General features: G+C 72.1%; 13 protein-coding genes. 9 read left to right on the top strand and 4 right to left on the bottom strand.

Annotated features, from left to right (window positions below; genetic code table 11):
* The 4 genes from IE277_RS07720 (at nt 1) to IE277_RS07735 (ending at nt 5170) form a co-directional block, all read left to right on the top strand.
* Nucleotides 1–771, top strand: coding sequence for an SDR family NAD(P)-dependent oxidoreductase (locus tag IE277_RS07720; RefSeq protein ID WP_189949795.1), 771 nt, complete (start codon nt 1–3; stop codon nt 769–771).
* Between the two features lie 88 nt (nt 772–859).
* Nucleotides 860–1978 (top strand): LLM class flavin-dependent oxidoreductase, encoded by a 1119-nt coding sequence (locus tag IE277_RS07725; protein ID WP_189949796.1) that lies wholly within the window; start codon nt 860–862, stop codon nt 1976–1978.
* 13 nt (nt 1979–1991) lie between these two features.
* On the top strand, nt 1992–3722 hold the full coding sequence (locus IE277_RS07730) for an N-acyl-D-amino-acid deacylase family protein (protein ID WP_189949798.1): 1731 nt from the start codon (nt 1992–1994) through the stop codon (nt 3720–3722).
* Nucleotides 3719–5170: an aldehyde dehydrogenase family protein gene (locus IE277_RS07735; RefSeq protein WP_189949800.1), complete on the top strand. Its 1452-nt coding sequence runs from the start codon at nt 3719–3721 to the stop codon at nt 5168–5170. Before IE277_RS07730 ends, IE277_RS07735 begins: the two co-directional genes overlap by 4 nt.
* Before the next feature lie 10 nt (nt 5171–5180).
* On the opposite strand, the gene IE277_RS07740 is transcribed toward IE277_RS07735, so the two are convergent.
* Together IE277_RS07740 and IE277_RS07745 are read right to left on the bottom strand one after the other, a co-directional pair.
* The gene (locus IE277_RS07740) at nt 5181–5576 is read right to left on the bottom strand and encodes a nitroreductase/quinone reductase family protein (RefSeq protein ID WP_189949803.1); all 396 of its coding nucleotides are present in this window, start codon (nt 5574–5576) and stop codon (nt 5181–5183) included.
* A gap of 66 nt (nt 5577–5642) precedes the next feature.
* A complete protein-coding gene (locus IE277_RS07745; protein ID WP_189949805.1) occupies nt 5643–6215 on the bottom strand; it encodes a hypothetical protein in 573 nt (190 codons plus the stop codon).
* A gap of 118 nt (nt 6216–6333) precedes the next feature.
* Here IE277_RS07745 and IE277_RS07750 point away from each other — a divergent pair, with 118 nt between their 5' ends.
* Nucleotides 6334–6846 carry a PadR family transcriptional regulator gene (locus IE277_RS07750; protein WP_189949807.1) on the top strand — a complete coding sequence of 171 codons (513 nt, stop codon included), beginning with the start codon at nt 6334–6336 and terminating at the stop codon, nt 6844–6846.
* Nucleotides 6847–6866: 20 nt separating this feature from the next.
* Here the strand turns inward: IE277_RS07750 and IE277_RS07755 are convergent, their stop codons facing one another.
* Nucleotides 6867–8393: a CehA/McbA family metallohydrolase gene (locus IE277_RS07755; RefSeq protein ID WP_189949808.1), complete on the bottom strand. Its 1527-nt coding sequence runs from the start codon at nt 8391–8393 to the stop codon at nt 6867–6869.
* Between the two features lie 141 nt (nt 8394–8534).
* On the opposite strand from IE277_RS07755, the gene IE277_RS07760 reads away from it, so the two are divergent.
* The 3 genes from IE277_RS07760 to IE277_RS07770 all read left to right on the top strand — a co-directional run bounded on the left by IE277_RS07760 (nt 8535) and on the right by IE277_RS07770 (nt 12829).
* Nucleotides 8535–9380, top strand: coding sequence for a TIGR03619 family F420-dependent LLM class oxidoreductase (locus IE277_RS07760; RefSeq protein WP_189949810.1), 846 nt, complete (start codon nt 8535–8537; stop codon nt 9378–9380).
* Between the two features lie 48 nt (nt 9381–9428).
* Nucleotides 9429–12014 (top strand): bifunctional FO biosynthesis protein CofGH, encoded by a 2586-nt coding sequence (locus IE277_RS07765; protein ID WP_189949812.1) that lies wholly within the window; start codon nt 9429–9431, stop codon nt 12012–12014.
* Nucleotides 12015–12265: 251 nt separating this feature from the next.
* Nucleotides 12266–12829, top strand: a complete 564-nt coding sequence (locus IE277_RS07770; RefSeq protein WP_189949814.1) for a hypothetical protein — start codon at nt 12266–12268, stop codon at nt 12827–12829.
* Here IE277_RS07770 and IE277_RS07775 read toward each other — a convergent pair.
* Nucleotides 12822–13328, bottom strand: a complete 507-nt coding sequence (locus IE277_RS07775) for a DUF2165 domain-containing protein (RefSeq protein WP_189949816.1) — start codon at nt 13326–13328, stop codon at nt 12822–12824. The genes IE277_RS07770 and IE277_RS07775 overlap by 8 nt on opposite strands.
* A gap of 84 nt (nt 13329–13412) precedes the next feature.
* Between IE277_RS07775 and IE277_RS07780 the strand changes: the two genes are divergently transcribed.
* Entirely contained in the window at nt 13413–15908 is a 2496-nt protein-coding gene (locus IE277_RS07780) for a tetratricopeptide repeat protein (RefSeq protein WP_189949818.1), read from the top strand.
* The last annotated feature ends 92 nt before the right edge of the window (nt 15909–16000 follow it).

Consider the following 16000-nt stretch of genomic DNA (forward strand, 5'->3'; position numbering starts at 1 on the left):
ATGGGCAAGCTGGACGGGCGGGTCGTCATCATCACCGGGGCGGCACGTGGACAGGGCGAGCAGGAGGCGCGGCTCTTCAGGGCGGAGGGCGCGCGCGTGGTGATCGGCGATGTGCTGGACGACCAGGGCGAGGCCCTGGCCAAGGAGATAGGCGCGCGGTACGTCCATCTCGACGTCGGCACCGAGGAGGGCTGGCAGGAGGCCGTGGCCGCGGCCAAGGCGGCGTACGGACACCTCGACGGGCTCGTCAACAACGCGGGCATCCTGCGCTTCAACGCCCTCGTGGACACCCCGCTGGACGAGTTCATGCAGGTCGTCCAGGTCAACCAGGTCGGCTGCTTCCTGGGCATGAAGACGGTGGCGCCGGAGCTGGCCGACGGCGGCACGATCGTCAACACCGCCTCCTACACGGCGCTGACCGGCATGGCGGCCGTGGGCACGTACGCCGCGACCAAGCACGCCGTGCTGGGACTGACCCGGGTGGCCGCGCTGGAGCTGGCGAACCGGGGCATCCGGGTCAACGCGATCTGCCCGGGCGCCATCGACACCGCGATGGCCAACCCGGCCCGCCTCGACCCGGACGCGGACCCGGAGGAGATGAGCCGGGCCCTGGACGAGCTGTACCGGAGGCTCGTACCGCTCGGCCGGATCGGCCGGCCGGAGGAGGTGGCCCGCCTCGCCCTCTTCCTCACCTCGGCGGACTCCTCGTACATCACCGGACAGCCGTTCGTGATCGACGGCGGCTGGCTGGCGGGTGTCAGCATCATCTGACGGTCCGTCATCTATTGACGAATCTGACGCCACGTCAGAAAGTTCATAGGACGCGAAGGAACCACCTGGACTGGGACGGTGAACCGCCTTGGAATTCGGGCTCTTTGTACAGGGATACGTGGGCAAGCGTGCCGAGACCGACCCGCTGGCCGAGCACAAGGCGCTGATGGAGGAGACCGAGTACGTCATCCAGGCGGACCAGTCCGGCTTCAAGTACGCCTGGGCCTCCGAGCACCACTTCCTGGAGGAGTACTCGCATCTGTCGGCCAACGACGTCTTCCTCGGCTATCTGGCCCACGCCACCGGGCGCATCCACCTGGGCTCCGGGATCTTCAATCCCCTGGCCCAGGTCAACCACCCGGTGAAGGTCGCCGAGAAGGTCGCCATGCTGGACCACCTCAGCGAGGGCCGCTTCGAGTTCGGCAGCGGGCGGGGCGCCGGATCGCACGAGATCCTCGGGTTCATCCCGGGGGTGACCGACATGAACTACACCAAGGAGATCTGGGAAGAGACGATCGCCGAGTTCCCGAAGATGTGGCTCCAGGACGAGTACGCCGGCTTCCAGGGCAAGCACTGGCAGCTGCCGCCGCGCAAGGTCCTGCCGAAGCCGTACGGGAAGTCCCACCCGGCGATGTGGTACGCGGCCGGGTCGCCGCCGTCGTACGCCATGGCCGCGAAGAAGGGACTCGGCGTGCTCGGCTTCAGCATCCAGAAGGTCTCTGACATGGAGTGGGTGCTGGAGCAGTACAAGACGGCGGTCGTGAACGCGGAACCGGTGGGCGACTTCGTCAACGACAACGTGATGGTGACGACCACGGCGATCTGCGCGCCCACGCACGCCGAGGCGATCGAGATCGCCGTGAACGGCGGGCTGCACTATCTGCCCTCGCTCGTCTTCCGCTACCACGACACGTTTCCCCGGCCGGAGGGCTTCCCGGAGTGGCCGGAGACGCTGCCCGAGTACACACCGGAGTTCGTGGAACTGCTCATCGCGGAGGAACTCCTCATCTGCGGGGATCCGGACGAGGTGCTGCGCCAGTGCAAGCGGTGGGAGCAGGCGGGGGCGGACCAGCTGAGCTTCGGGCTGCCGGTGGGGGTGCCGAAGGAGGAGACGCTGCAGACGATCCGGCTCATCGGCGAGCAGGTGATTCCGAAGATCGACACGGATCCGGTGCATCGGACGTCCCGGTTCCGTCAGGCTGTCTGAGGGGGTTCCCGGCATGCTGGACCACCTGATCAAGGGCGTCACCGTCGTGGACGGCACCGGCGCACCCGCCTTCACCGCCGACGTCGGCATACGCGACGGGCGGATCGCCGTCATCGGTACCGTCACCGAGCAAGCCCGCACCAGCGAGGACGCCGCCGGGCTCGTCCTCGCCCCCGGGTTCGTCGATCCGCACACCCACTACGACGCCCAGCTGTTCTGGGATCCGTACGCCACGCCCTCGCTGAACCACGGAGTGACCACCGTGGCCGGCGGGAACTGCGGGTTCACACTGGCGCCCCTGCATCCCTCCCGGCCGGACGACGCCGACTACACCCGGCGGATGATGTCCAAGGTGGAGGGGATGTCCCTGGTGGCGCTGGAGGAGGGGGCGCCCTGGAACTGGAGCTCCTTCGGGGACTATCTGGACGCCCTCGACGGCCGCATCGCGGTCAACGCGGGCTTCATGGTCGGCCACTGCGCGCTGCGCCGGTACGTGATGGGGCCAGAGGCCATCGGCGGACAGCCCAGTGCGGAGCAACTGGCCGAGATCGTACGGCTGTTGCACGAGGCCATGGACGCCGGGGCCTGGGGGCTGTCCACCACCCAGTCCCGTACCCACAACGACGGGGACGGACAGCCGGTCGCCTCGCGGTTCGCGGAGCCGGCGGAGCTGCTCGCGCTGTCGAAGGCCGTCGGCGAGCACGAGGGCACCCAGATCGAGGCGATCGTCGCCGGCTGCCTGGACCAGTTCAGCGACGACGAGATCGATCTGCTGGTGGAGATGAGCGCGGTGGCCGGGCGGCCGCTCAACTGGAACGTGCTCACCGTCGACGCGGCCGTTCCGGAGCGGGTACCCCGGCAGCTCGGCGCGAGCGAACGGGCCCGCAAGGCCGGCGGGCGGATCGTGGCGCTCACCATGCCCATCCTCACCCCGATGAACATGTCCCTGGGCACCTTCTGCGCCCTCAACCTGATCCCCGGCTGGGGGCCGGTCCTCTCGCTGCCCGTGCCGGAGCGGATCGAAAGGCTCCGGGACCCGGACGTCCGGGCGGAGATGCTGCGCCGGGCCCAGTCCAAGGAGGCCGGCGTCTTCCGGCGGCTGGCGAACTTCGGGCGCTATGTCATCGGGGACACCTACAGCGAGGCCAACGAGGGCCTGACCGGCCGGGTGGTGCGGGACATCGCCGAGGAGCGGGGTCTCGACCCCTTCGCCTGCCTGGTGGAGATCTGCGCGAGCGACGGGCTGCGTACGGTGCTGTGGCCCATGCCCAGCGACAACGACCCGGCGTCCTGGGCGCTGCGCGCGGAGACCTGGCAGCACGAGGACGTGCTGCTGGGCGGGTCCGACGCGGGCGCGCATCTGGACCGGATGTGCGGGGCGCCGTACACCACCCGGTTCCTCGGGGACTGTCTGCGCAGGCGGAAACTCGTCGGTCTGGAGCAGGCGGTGAAGATGCTCACCGACGATCCGGCCCGGCTCTTCGGGCTGCGCGAGCGCGGGCAGGTGCGGGAGGGCTGGCACGCGGACCTCGTCCTGTTCGACCCGGAGCGGATCGACGCCGGACAGGCCCGGCTGGTGCACGACCTGCCGGGTGACAGTCCGCGCCTGGACTCGGCGGCGATCGGGGTGCGGGCGGTGTGGGTCAACGGCGTCGAGGCGATCCGGGACGACGTGGTGACCGGGGCCGTACCGGGCAAGGTGCTGCGCTCGGGGACCGACACCCGCACGGTGAGCACGCGGTGAGCGAGGGGCAGCGGCTGTTCGTCGGCGGCGCCTGGGCGGAGCCGGACGGCGGGCACTACCCGGTGACCGACCCGGCCACCGAGGAGACCGTCGGCTGGGCGCCCGAGGCCTCGCCGGACCAGGCGCGGGCGGCCTGCGCGGCGGCCCGGGAGGCGTTCACGGCATGGTCGCGGACCCGGCCCGAGGAGCGGGCGGCGGTACTGGGCCGGGCCGCCGACATCATCCGGGGGTCGATCGAGCCGTACGCCGAGCTGGCCCGCGCGGAGACCGGCGCGACCACCGGGACCGCCCGGGCGATGCAGGTCGGGGTGGCCGTCGCCCGGTTCCGCCGGTACGCGAGCGTGGAGAGCGCCGAGTGGGCGATCGCCCCGCAGATCAACGAGGCCGGGCCGATGGGCAGGGCCGCCGTGATGGGCGCGCTGGCGGTGCGCCAGCCCGTCGGCGTCGTCGCCTGCGTCACCTCCTACAACAACCCGTGGGCCAACCCGGCCGGCAAGGTCGCCCCGGCCCTGGCCATGGGCAACACGGTGGTCGTGAAGCCCGCGCCGCAGGACCCGCTGTCGGTGTACAAGATGGCGCAGGCGCTTCAGGCGGCCGGGGCGCCGCCGGGCGTGGTGAACGTCGTCTCCGGGCGGGACGCGGCCGTGGGCGAGGCGGTGGTGGCCTGCGACGACGTCGACATGGTCAGCTTCACCGGGTCCACGGCCGTCGGCCGGCGGATCGCCGAGGTGTGCGGGCGGGACATGAAACGCCAGCTGATGGAGCTCGGCGGCAAGGGCGCGGCGGTCGTGTTCGACGACGCCGACCTCTCCTCGGCCGTCGCCGGCATCGGCACCACGTTCTCCTTCTACAGCGGGCAGATCTGCACGGCTCCGACACGGGTGCTGGCCCAGCGCGGGGTGTACGGGCGGCTGGTCGAGCAACTGGCCGGATACGCGAGCCGGTTGAAGGTGGGGGACCCAAGGGAGCCGGACACGGTCGTCGGCCCGGTGATCTCGGCCGAGCACCGGGCGCGGGTCGAGTCGTACGTCGAACTCGGCCGCAAGGAGGGCGCGTCGCTCGTCGCGGGCGGGGAACGCCCCGCGCAGGACACCGGCTTCTATGTCCCGCCCACGCTCCTCGCCGACTGCACCCCTGACATGCGGGTGGTCCGGGAGGAGATCTTCGGGCCGGTCGTCGTGGTCGTGCCCTTCGACGACGAGGAGGAGGCGGTGGCCCTCGCCAACGACTCCGACTACGGACTCATCGACTACGTCTGGTCCGGCGATGTGTCCAGGGCCTTCAGGGTGGCCCGGCGGCTGCGGGCCGGCGGCGTCGGGATCAACACCGTCGGCCGCAACATGGAGGCCCCGTTCGGCGGGTTCAAGAAGAGCGGTGTCGGCCGGGACGTGGGCTCCTACGCCCTGCACGCCTACAGCGAGGTGCAGGCCCTCGTCTGGCCGGGGTGAGGGTCCGGCGTCACTTCTCCAGGTCCACCCGGATCGTCAGCAGGTTGTTGCCGAACGCCCGTACCGCCGCGCTGTTGAAGCGGGGCAGGGAGCGCAGCCGGGCCACCGGGTCGTCGTCGGGCAGGAGATACGCGGTGCCCTGGTGCCAGCGGCCGGCGATCCGGACGCGGACCTTCGGGTCGGCCTGGATGTTGCGCACGTACTGCGACTTGACGCCGAACTCGGAGACCAGCCAGAAGGAGTCGCCGTCGCGGCGCCCGCCGACCGGTGTCTGCCGGGGCAGCTTGGAGGTGCGGCCGGTGGTCTCCAGCAGGGTCTGGAACGGCAGCCGCCGGTTCAGCGGATTGGCGACATACCGCTGGAAACGGGTCACGAGGCGGTGCTTGAGGTCGCTGCTGCCTGCCATGTCTCCTGCTCTCGGTGCCGGGCCCAACTCGGGTGGAAGCTGTGGCAGCAGTGTAGGAGGCGGGGTTCAGCGGGGCATCTGACCGGCGGCGGCCCGGGCCTTCGCCTGGACGTGGGCGACGTAGCGGACCGTGAAGGCCATCGGGACGGCGAAGCCGGCGATCTGGACGACGGTCGCGGGCGTGGTGTGGGCGTGTCCGGCGTGGTCCAGCACGGTGAGGACGACGGCCGTCACGGCGAAGGCCGCGGTCCACACGGCGGTGAGGACGACGTTGACCCGGATGAACGGCTTCATGGTCCAGTACTCGCGCGGGGTGGTGCGCTTGGCGATGCCCAGCGTGAAGGGCCGGCCGACGGCCAGCGACAGACCGGCGATCACGGCGAGGATGCCGGAGGACAGGGCCGCCGAGTAGTCGTGCACACCCGAGTGCGGGTCGGCGAAGGCGATGGCCGCGAGGACCGCGAAGAAGACCGCCGAGCCGGCCTCGATGACGAGGGCGTCGGGGCCCGCGCCGGCCCGCAACTGCTGCGCGATGACCCCGATGGCCAGCATCAGGGCGGCGAGCGCGCCCCACTGCCAGTCCCCGGAGGGGATGACGGCGAAGACGATCCACGGCAGGAACGTGCGCAGGTACGACATGGGGACCCCCGGTCGGTCTGGATGTGGATTCCGGTCTGGATGTGGATTCCGGTTTCGACATGTCAAAAGTAGAAGGTCGGCTCTCGACATGTCAACAGTGGAATGTAGGCTGGGGGTCATGAGCCTCAAACACGCACTGCTCGGCCTGCTCTCGGACCGCCGCGCCAGCGGCTACGACCTGCTGAAGACGTTCGAGACCTCACTGGCCAACGTCTGGCCGGCGAACCAGAGCCAGATCTACACCGAGCTGACCAAGCTGGCGGGCTCCGGGCTGATCACGGTCGCTGCCGAGGGCCCGCGCGGCCGCAAGGAGTACGAGATCACCGACGAGGGCCTGGCGGAGCTGCGCCACTGGCTGACCGAGGTGACACCGCAGCGCGTCATCCGCAGCGATGTCCTGCTGCGCGTCTTCTTCCTCGGCGTGCTCAGCCCCGAGCAGGCGCGCGCCTATCTGACCGACCTGGTCGACATGTCCCAGTCGGGGTACGAGCAGCTGCGGCAGCTGCACGACTCCATCGACTGGGACGACGGCAACCTGTCGGTGTACGGCCGCATCGCGCTGGAGTACGGGCTGCGCTTCAACGCGATGCGGCGGGAGTGGGCCGAGTGGGCGGCGCAGCAGATCAAGTAGCGCCGGTCACCCGGCCCCGGTCACCTGGTGCCGAGGAAGACCGGGTTGGTGAAGGCCGTCAGTGCCCCCGGCACCGGCCCGAGCGCCGTCTCGTGCCGGACCTCGGCGCGCACGTACGCCGCGTAGGCGGGCGTCGTACGCCACTCGACCGTGCCCGCGCCCGACACCGGCAGCGGATCGCTGGTGAACAGCACGCCCTGGTCGGTGACGAAGCGGACCGAGCAGCGCGGGGCGCCCGCGACCTCCAGCCGCACGGTCACCGGGGTGTCGGCGGCCACCTCCAGCCGCTCCCCGATGCCCGCCTGCTGCCCGCGCCCGCCCGTCACCGTGAAACCGAGGACGACGTTCTTCGACTCGGCCACGTACGAGCGCCCGGCGCGGATGCCCTCCTGGATCGCCTCCCGGGTCAGATCGTCGGCGAGGACGACCGTCTGCGGGCTGCCGACCGGGTCCGGGTCGCGGTGGGCGTCGCTGTTGCCCATCGCCGGGAGCCAGTCCCGCCCCTGCCGCACGGCGGCGACCAGCTGGTTGTCCCAGTCGGCCAGCGTCACCTCGTCGTCCGGGGTGTACGGGCCGTTCCACACCTCCACGGCGTCCGCCTCGCCGAAGCCGAACTTCCAGCCGCAGCCGACGCAGGTGGCGTGCGGGTGGGCGGGGACGACGAGGCCCCCGGCGCGGCGGACGTCCCGGGCGAAGCGGGCCCAGCGGTTGTCCCGGGCGCGGTAGCGCCAGTCCACGAACGTGCCGGGCTCCGTGCCGAGCGCCACCACATGGCCGTTGCGGGTCGTGACCTCCTCGCCCAGCATGATCAGCAGGTCGTCGCCCGCCTGGTCCGCCCAGTGGGGGTGGGAGGAGTGCGTGTTGTGGTCCGAGGAGTTGATGAAGTCCAGGCCCGCCGCCCGCGCCAGGGCCGCGATCTCGGCCGGGGTGCGGCGGCCGTCGGAGTACCAGGAGTGCAGATGGCAGTCGCCCCGGTACCAGTCCCGGCCCCGGCCCTTCGCCCGGGACGGCGGATACACCGGGTGCGGGGTCCGGCCCGGCGCGCCGTAGGTCAGCGTGATCGTCAGCTCGTACGTCAGCCCCTGCGGCGCCACCGTGTAGGGGCCCAGCGCGACGTACCAGGTGCCCTCGCGCACCGGGCCGGGGATGTAGCCCGGGGTGGCGTCGTCGGCGCGGACGAAGAACTCCGTACGCGCTCCGCCCGACCAGCCGCGGAAGCCCCGGCCGCCCAGCTCGGTGCCGTGCTGGTCGAAGAGGCCGATGTCGAGGGCGTTGCCCATGGTGCCGAGCGGCACCGAGGGCTTGTCGTAGGTGTAGGAGACCTTGATCTCCTGCACGCCGGCCGGGACTTCGACCGGTACGTACACGAAGTCGGGGGAGCCGGGCGGCAGCGTTGCGCCCACCGTCCGGGTCTCCTGCTCGCCGTCCGCGGCCCGAGCGCCGCTCGCGAAGGTCACGCCTCCCAACGTAAGCGCGACGGCCGCGCCCGTCACGAGCACGGCGCGTCTGGCGGGAGCGTGTCCGGTGTCGTGAGTGTCTTCGCACATACCGCCACCCTTCCCCTCATGAGTGAACTCCCGTACACCACAAGGGAATCGGCAGCTGTCTCTCAGCCAGTCAGGAACCTGCCGAGATCCTGCCGACCGGTTGGTATGGACGGTTGGGGCCGCACCCGGTACAGATGATCCATGCGTATCGCCGTCACCATCTTCCTCACCGACGAGACCGTGACCCCGGTCCGACTCGCCCGCGAACTGGAGCAGCGCGGCTACAGCGGCCTCTATCTGCCCGAGCACACCCACATCCCCGTCGACCGGACGACCCCGTACCCGGCCGGCGGCGACCTCCCCCGCGAATACGGCCGCACCCTCGACCCCTTCGTCGCCCTGGGCCAGGCGGCGGCCGTCACCGAGCGGCTGACGCTCGGCACCGGCATCACCCTGGTCGCCCAGCACGACCCCATCGCCCTCGCCAAGCAGATCGCCACCCTGGACCATCTGTCCGAGGGCCGCTTCACGCTCGGCCTCGGCTACGGCTGGAACGTCGAGGAGGCCGCGGACCACGGTGTCACCTGGCGCGCCCGCCGGGAGCTGGTCCGGGACCGGATGCGGCTGATGCAGGCGCTGTGGGCCGAGCAACCGACGGCCTACGACGGCGAGTTCGGCGCGGTCCGGGCCAGCCACGCCCACCCCAAGCCGGCGCAGCGGCCGCGCGGCCCGGTCACCGGCCCGCGCACGCTCGTCGGCGGCGCCGCCGGGCCGAAGCTGTTCGCGCACATCGCCGAGTACGCCGACGGCTGGCTGCCGATCGGCGGGCGCGGTCTGACGGAGTCCCTGCCGGTGCTGCACACGGCGTGGGCGGACGCGGGCCGCGACCCGGCCGCCCTCCAGGTGGTCCCGTACGCGGTCCTGCCGACCCCGGGCAAGCTCGCCCACTACACCGAGCTGGGCATCGACGAGGCCGTCCTGCAACTGCCGTCGGCGGGGGAGAAGGAGGTGCTGGGGATGCTGGATGAATACGCGAGGTTCCTGTAGGCCGGATGGAGCCGTAAGCACTGATCACGCCGAACGTATGGTGGTGGGATGACGACTTCCGCGACCCCTGGGACCGGCCCGACCGAGAACTCCATGCGTCGCGCCCTCAAACGCGCCCGGGACGGCGTCGCCCTCGACGTCGCCGAGGCGGCGGTGCTGCTCCAGGCCCGCGGCGAGGCCCTGGCCGACCTCGCCGCGTCGGCCGGCCGGGTGCGCGACGCGGGTCTCGAACAGGCGGGCCGGCCGGGTGTCATCACGTACTCGAAGAGCGTCTTCATCCCCCTCACCCGGCTGTGCCGGGACAAATGCCACTACTGCACCTTCGTCACCGTCCCCGGCAAGCTGCGGCGGGCCGGGCACGGCATGTTCATGTCCCCGGACGAGGTGCTGGACATCGCCCGCAAGGGCGCGGTCCTCGGCTGCAAGGAAGCCCTGATCACCCTCGGCGACAAGCCGGAGGACCGGTGGCCCGAGGCGCGCGAATGGCTCGACGCGCACGGCTACGACGACACCATCGCCTACGTCCGCGCCATCTCCGTCCGCATCCTGGAGGAGACGGGCCTGCTCCCGCACCTCAACCCGGGCGTGATGACGTGGACGGACTTCCAGCGCCTGAAGCCGGTGGCGCCGAGCATGGGCATGATGCTGGAGACGACGGCCGAAAGGCTCTGGTCCGAGCCCGGCGGCCCGCACTTCGGCTCCCCGGACAAGGAACCGGCCGTACGCCTGCGGGTGCTTCAGGACGCGGGCCGCTCCTCCGTCCCCTTCACCTCGGGCCTGCTGATCGGCATCGGGGAGACCTACGAGGAGCGCGCGGAGTCCCTCTTCGCCCTGCGCAAGGTCTCCCGCGCCTACCACGGCATCCAGGAACTGATCATCCAGAACTTCCGCGCCAAGCCGGACACGGCGATGCGCGGCATGCCGGACGCCGAACTGGACGACCTGGTCGCCACCGTGGCCGTCGCCCGGCACGTCATGGGCCCGGCCGCCTGTCTGCAGGCCCCGCCGAACCTGGTCGACTCCGCGTACGAGCGGCTGATCGGCGCCGGCATCGACGACTGGGGCGGGGTGTCGCCCCTGACCATCGACCATGTCAACCCCGAGCGCCCCTGGCCGCAGATCGAGGAACTCACCGAGCGCTCCCGCGCCGCCGGCTTCGAGCTGCGCGAACGCCTCTGCGTCTACCCCGAGTTCGTCCGCCGCGGCGAACCCTGGCTGGACCCCCGGCTGCGCCCGCACGTCGCCGCGCTCGCCGACCCGGAGACCGGGCTGGCCCTCCCGGACGCGGTGGTCGAGGGCCGTCCGTGGCAGGAGCCGGAGGAGGCCTTCGTACCGGCCGGCCGCACGGACCTGCACCGCACCATCGACACCGAGGGGCGCAGCGGCGACCGGCGGGACGACTTCGACGAGGTGTACGGCGACTGGGAGGCGCTGCGCGAGGCCGCCGCCCCCGGCATGGCACCCGAGCGCATCGACACGGATGTGCGCCAGGCGCTGCGCACCGCGGCCGACGACCCCACGAGGCTGACCGACGCCGAGGCGCTCGCCCTGCTGCACGCGGACGGCCCGGCGCTGGACGCGCTGTGCCGGGTGGCCGACGAGGTGCGGAAGTCGGCGGTCGGCGACGAGGTGACGTACATCGTCACGCGCAACATCAACTTCACCAATGTCTGTTACACCGGCTGCCGCTTCTGCGCCTTCGCCCAGCGCCGCACGGACGCCGACGCCTACACCCTCTCCCTGGCACAGGTCGCCGACCGCGCCCAGCAGGCCTGGGACGTGGGCGCGGTCGAGGTGTGCATGCAGGGCGGCATCCACCCCGACCTGCCGGGCACCGCGTACTTCGACATCGCGAGGGCGGTGAAGGAGCGGGTCCCGGGCATGCATGTGCACGCCTTCTCGCCCATGGAGGTCGTCAACGGCGCCACCCGTACGGGTATGCCGGTCAGGGAGTGGCTCACCGCCGCGAAGGAAGCGGGCCTGGACACTATTCCGGGCACGGCGGCGGAGATCCTCGACGACGAGGTCCGCTGGGTGCTGACCAAGGGCAAGCTGCCGGCGGCCACCTGGATCGAGGTGATCACGACGGCGCACGAGCTGGGCATCCGCTCGTCCTCGACGATGATGTACGGCCATGTCGACCAGCCCCGCCACTGGCTCGGCCATCTGCGTACCCTGGCCCGCATCCAGCGCGAGACGGGCGGTTTCACCGAGTTCGTGACGCTGCCGTTCATCCACACGAACGCGCCGGTGTACCTGGCGGGCATCTCCCGGCCCGGCCCGACGACCCGCGACAACCGCGCGGTGACGGCGATGGCCCGTCTCCTCCTCCACCCCTGGATCCCCAACATCCAGACAAGCTGGGTCAAACTGGGCGCGGAGGGTGCGGTGGAGATGCTCCGCTCGGGCGCGAACGACCTGGGCGGCACGCTGATGGAGGAGACGATCTCCCGGATGGCGGGCTCGTCGTACGGCTCGTACAAGTCGGTCCGCGACCTGGTGGCCGTGGCCGAGGCGGCCGGGCGTCCGGCGAAGCCGCGCACCACGCTCTACGGCGAGGTCCCCGCCGAGCGGCAGCGGGCGGCGCGGGCCTCCGACGGGCACCTGCCGGAACTGCTGCCGGTCCTGGACTGAGTACGATGATCCGACCCCGTACCGAGAAGGGGACCAGGGCCTTTCTTTCGGATCGGGCCGGCTTCAGGCGACAGCGCCTTGCGGCCGACCCGAGCGGGGTCTGGTGCGTGCAGATGCAAGGCGGAGGAGAGAGTCGACGCGGCGCGTCGGCGACCGACGACAACGCGGCAGATGTGCGTGCCAGACCCTGCGACCCCGGCAAGGTCCGAAAGAAGGGCCCTAGCGCCCCCTAGCGGAGGAGATGCGTACCCGTGGCTGCCCGACTGCCCTCGTGGGCCTGGGTCTCCGGTCTGACGGCGGGAGCGACCGCGGCCGTCGTCGCCCTCGCCGTCCAGGCGGACCACGGGCCGCATCCCACGGCCGCCGTGGCGAAACCCGGCGCGTCGGCGTCCGCGGGCGCCCACGCGTCCACGGCCCCGAAGCCCTCGGCCGCGCCCGCGGTGCCCGCCGCGTCGGGCGAGGGCCGCCGGATCGTCTACTCGCTCGGCGCCAAGCGGCTGTGGCTGGTCGACGCGACCGGCAAGGCGTCGCGCACGTTCGCGGTGTGGCCGGGCACGGTCGGCCCGCGGCCCGGCCGTTACTCGGTCATCAAGCGCATCCAGTCCCTCAAGGGCTCGGACGGCGTGGAGATCGAGCACGTCATGTACTTCACCGTCGCGTCCGGCGTGAACATAGCCTTCTCCAACGCCCTGGACGGCTCCTCGCCGCCGCCGGCGGACGGCAAGAAGCTGGGCGGCATCCGTATGCACAAGGAGGACGGCGCCGCCCTGTGGTCCTTCGGCGATCAGGGCATCAGGGTGACGGTCGTCAGCTGACGTCGTCTCTCTGGCGGGGAAGCTGGTTGACGATCAGGGCGATGCCGCTGAGCGTGAAGATCCGGGTCGCGGCCTCCAGGCCGTTCCACGCCTTGGACTGCCACATCGAGAACCACTCACCGCCGATCCCGATGAACCCGGCACCGAAGAGCAGCAACAGCATCAGCAGGCCATAGGTGGAAACGCGCCGCGCGAGGTCGCCCCGGCGCCGCGCCCACAGATACGTGCCCCAGATCAGGACGAGTGCGGACAGTGTCTCCCACGCGATGATCAGGACGTAGGCCGTGTCTTGCAGGGCGGTGCTCGTGATGGCCCGCCACATCAGACTGTCGTCCTTGAACGTGGTGTCCATCGCCAGCACATGCCGTACGAACTGCTGGTTCGTCCCGAAGTCCGTGATGTTCCCGAAGGCGACGAGAGCGATGTAGAGGGCGAGTATGCCGGTGAGCACGCCGGCGGCAAGCGCGAGGCCGGTGTGACGCGTGGGGGTGGTGGTCATGGCTGGATTCTCTCCTGCCCGAGACCCGGTTATCGCGTGGGCATTGCGCCAGAATGAGAAGTCGGGTGCGGGAGGGGCGTGGGGATGGCGCGGGCACGGCAGTCGATGCAGGAGCTGATCGCGCGGCGCAGACGGGCGGGATTCGTCGGCCGCGCCGCGGAACGGGCCGCGTTCCGGGAGAACTTGGAGCTGTCCCCCGAGGACGAACGCCACCGCTTCCTTTTCCATGTCCACGGCAACGCCGGCGTCGGAAAGACCTTCCTGGTCCGGGAGTTGGAACAGCTCGCGCGCGAGCGCGGGGCGCTGACCGCCTACGTCGACGAGAGCGCGGGCAGCGTGCCGGAGGCGCTGGCGGCGATCGGCGGCCGGCTCGCCCGGCAGGGCCACCGGTGCAGGGAACTGGAGCGGCAGTTGGCCGCCTACCGCGAGCGGCGGCACGAGGCCGAGGCCGCGGCCCTCGCCCTCGACCCGGAGGCGGCGCCGCACCCCTCGGCGGGCGCACTGGCCGCGGCCCGGGCCGGGCTCGTCGGGCTCGGCATGGTGCCCGGCGTGGGACCGTTCGCGGGCGCGCTCGACGCCGACCGGCTCGCCGAGGGCGCCGACCGGCTGCGGGCGGGGCTGAGCGCGCGGCTGCGCACCCAGGAGGACGTGAACCTGGTGCTGTCGCCGGAGCGGGTCCTGACGCCGACGCTGCTCGGCGAACTCGCCGCCGCCGCCGGCGCCGTACCGTGGATCGTGCTGCTCTTCGACACCTACGAACGTACCGGCCGCTTCCTGGACGGCTGGCTGCACGAGATCATGACGACCGACCGGCACGGCACCCTGCCGGCCAACGTCGTCCTGGTGACCGCGGGTCAGCTCCCGCTCGCCCCGGCCCGCTGGGGCGGATTCGCGGACTTCGTGGCCGAGGTGCCGCTCGGCCCGTTCACCGAGGCGGAGGCGCGCGGACTCCTCGCGGACCGGGGCGTCCGGGACGAGCCGGTCGTCGCCGAGGTGCTGCGGCTGACCGGGGGCCTGCCGGTGCTCGTCTCGACCCTGGCCGAGGCCCGCCCGGCGGACCCGGACGATGTGGGCGACCCGAGCGCCACGGCGGTGGAGCGGTTCCTGAAGTGGGAGCCGGATCCGGTACGGCGGTCGGTGGCGCTGGCCTGTGCGCTGCCCCGGACGCTGGACGCGGACGTGTGCAGAGCCGTGGCCGAGTGCCCGGAGGACGAGTTCGACGGGCTGTACGCCTGGCTGCGCGGCCTGCCCTTCGTCAGCGAGCGCGGGGACCGGATGCGCTACCACGATCTCGTCCGGGCGCCGATGCTGCGGCTCCAGCGCCGGCAGTCGCCCAGGGGCTGGGCCGAGCGGCACCGGCGGCTCGCGCAGACCTTCGCCCGGTGGCGCACGGAGGCCGAAGCGGCCCTGGAACCGGGTGAGTTCTGGAAGGAGGAGCGCTGGCGGGAGCTGCGCCTCGCCGAGTCCTACCACCGCCTGTGCGCGGATCCCCGCACCGCGCTGCCCGGCGTCCTGGCCGACGTCGTCGCCGCCTGCGACCACGGGGACGAGGTGCTGTGGCGCTGGGTGCGGCTGCTGGTCGAGGCGGGCGAGGACGCGGGCGCCACGGGCGCGCGGAACCCGGAGGGCTGGGGGAGCGCGCTCACGGAGGACTTCGCGGCGGACGCGGCGGCCGGTGTGGCGGCCCTGCTGCTGGACCGGGCGCGGGCCGAGGAGCCCTGGCGGGCGACGGCGTACGCGGTGCGGGGCGACGCCCTGGCCCGCGGCGGCGACCACGAGGGGGCGCGGGAGGCGTACGAGCGGGCCCTGGCGCTCGACCCCTCGCTGGTGCGGGCCGTGCGCGGCGAGGCCCTGGCGCGCAGCTCGCTCGGGGACCACGGCGCGGCCCTGGAGGGTCTGTGCCGGGCGCTGGAGCTGGAGCCGGACAGCGCCTACAACCTGTTCCTGGTGGGCGAGCAACTGCGGATGCTCGGCCGGTACGCGGAGGCGCTGGCCGAGCTCGACCGCGCTGTCGGGCTCGACCCCGCCCAGCCGCCGGCCTGGGCCTCCCGGGGGGCCGCCCGCCTCGCGCGCGGCGAGCTGGACGAGGCGCAGACCGATCTGGACCGGGCGCTCGACCTCGACCCCGACTACGCGTGGGCGCTCGCCCGGCGCGGCCGGCTGTGGCGGGCCCGCGGTGACCGCACCCGGCAGCTCGTCGATCTGGACCGGGCCCTCGCCCTGCACCCGGACTGGGCCTGGGGCCGCTGCGAACGCGGTGACGTGCTCCGGCGGGCCGGCCGGGACGAGGAGGCCCTCGTCGACTACGACCGGGCGCTCGCCCTGGACCCCGACTACGCGGGGGCCTACGCGAGCCGGGGTGCCTCCCGGGCCAACCTCGGCCGGCTCCCCGAGGCCCTCGCCGACCTCGACCGCGCGCTGCTGCTCAACCCGGTGTACGTGTGGGCGCTGGAGCGGCGGGCGGCCGTGCACCGCCGGCTCGGCGCGGAGGACCTGGCCACGGCGGACGAGACACACGCCGCCCGGCTGTCCGCACCCTCACCCCCGCCCCCGCGCCACCACCCGTCCTCCGTCAACTGAAGCGGGCAGCTCTCTCGGTGAACAGGGCGGCGGCCGCCAGGGTGCGGACGGCGGCACTGACACGTGTCCTGTTCGGCATGGCCGAGATCGTT

This window comes from Streptomyces alanosinicus (genome assembly GCF_014650595.1).
GTDB lineage: Bacteria > Actinomycetota > Actinomycetes > Streptomycetales > Streptomycetaceae > Streptomyces > Streptomyces alanosinicus.

Excerpts from the sequence above, each read along its gene's own strand:
- IE277_RS07720 (WP_189949795.1), top strand. The coding sequence starts at position 1 with ATGGGCAAGCTGGACGGGCGGGTCGTCATCATCACCGGGGCGGCACGT.
- IE277_RS07730 (WP_189949798.1), top strand. The coding sequence starts at position 1,992 with ATGCTGGACCACCTGATCAAGGGCGTCACCGTCGTGGACGGCACCGGC.
- IE277_RS07740 (WP_189949803.1), bottom strand. The coding sequence starts at position 5,576 with ATGGCAGGCAGCAGCGACCTCAAGCACCGCCTCGTGACCCGTTTCCAG.
- IE277_RS07745 (WP_189949805.1), bottom strand. The coding sequence starts at position 6,215 with ATGTCGTACCTGCGCACGTTCCTGCCGTGGATCGTCTTCGCCGTCATC.
- IE277_RS07750 (WP_189949807.1), top strand. The coding sequence starts at position 6,334 with ATGAGCCTCAAACACGCACTGCTCGGCCTGCTCTCGGACCGCCGCGCC.
- IE277_RS07755 (WP_189949808.1), bottom strand. The coding sequence starts at position 8,393 with ATGTGCGAAGACACTCACGACACCGGACACGCTCCCGCCAGACGCGCC.
- IE277_RS07760 (WP_189949810.1), top strand. The coding sequence starts at position 8,535 with ATGCGTATCGCCGTCACCATCTTCCTCACCGACGAGACCGTGACCCCG.
- IE277_RS07765 (WP_189949812.1), top strand. The coding sequence starts at position 9,429 with ATGACGACTTCCGCGACCCCTGGGACCGGCCCGACCGAGAACTCCATG.
- IE277_RS07775 (WP_189949816.1), bottom strand. The coding sequence starts at position 13,328 with ATGACCACCACCCCCACGCGTCACACCGGCCTCGCGCTTGCCGCCGGC.
- IE277_RS07780 (WP_189949818.1), top strand. The coding sequence starts at position 13,413 with ATGGCGCGGGCACGGCAGTCGATGCAGGAGCTGATCGCGCGGCGCAGA.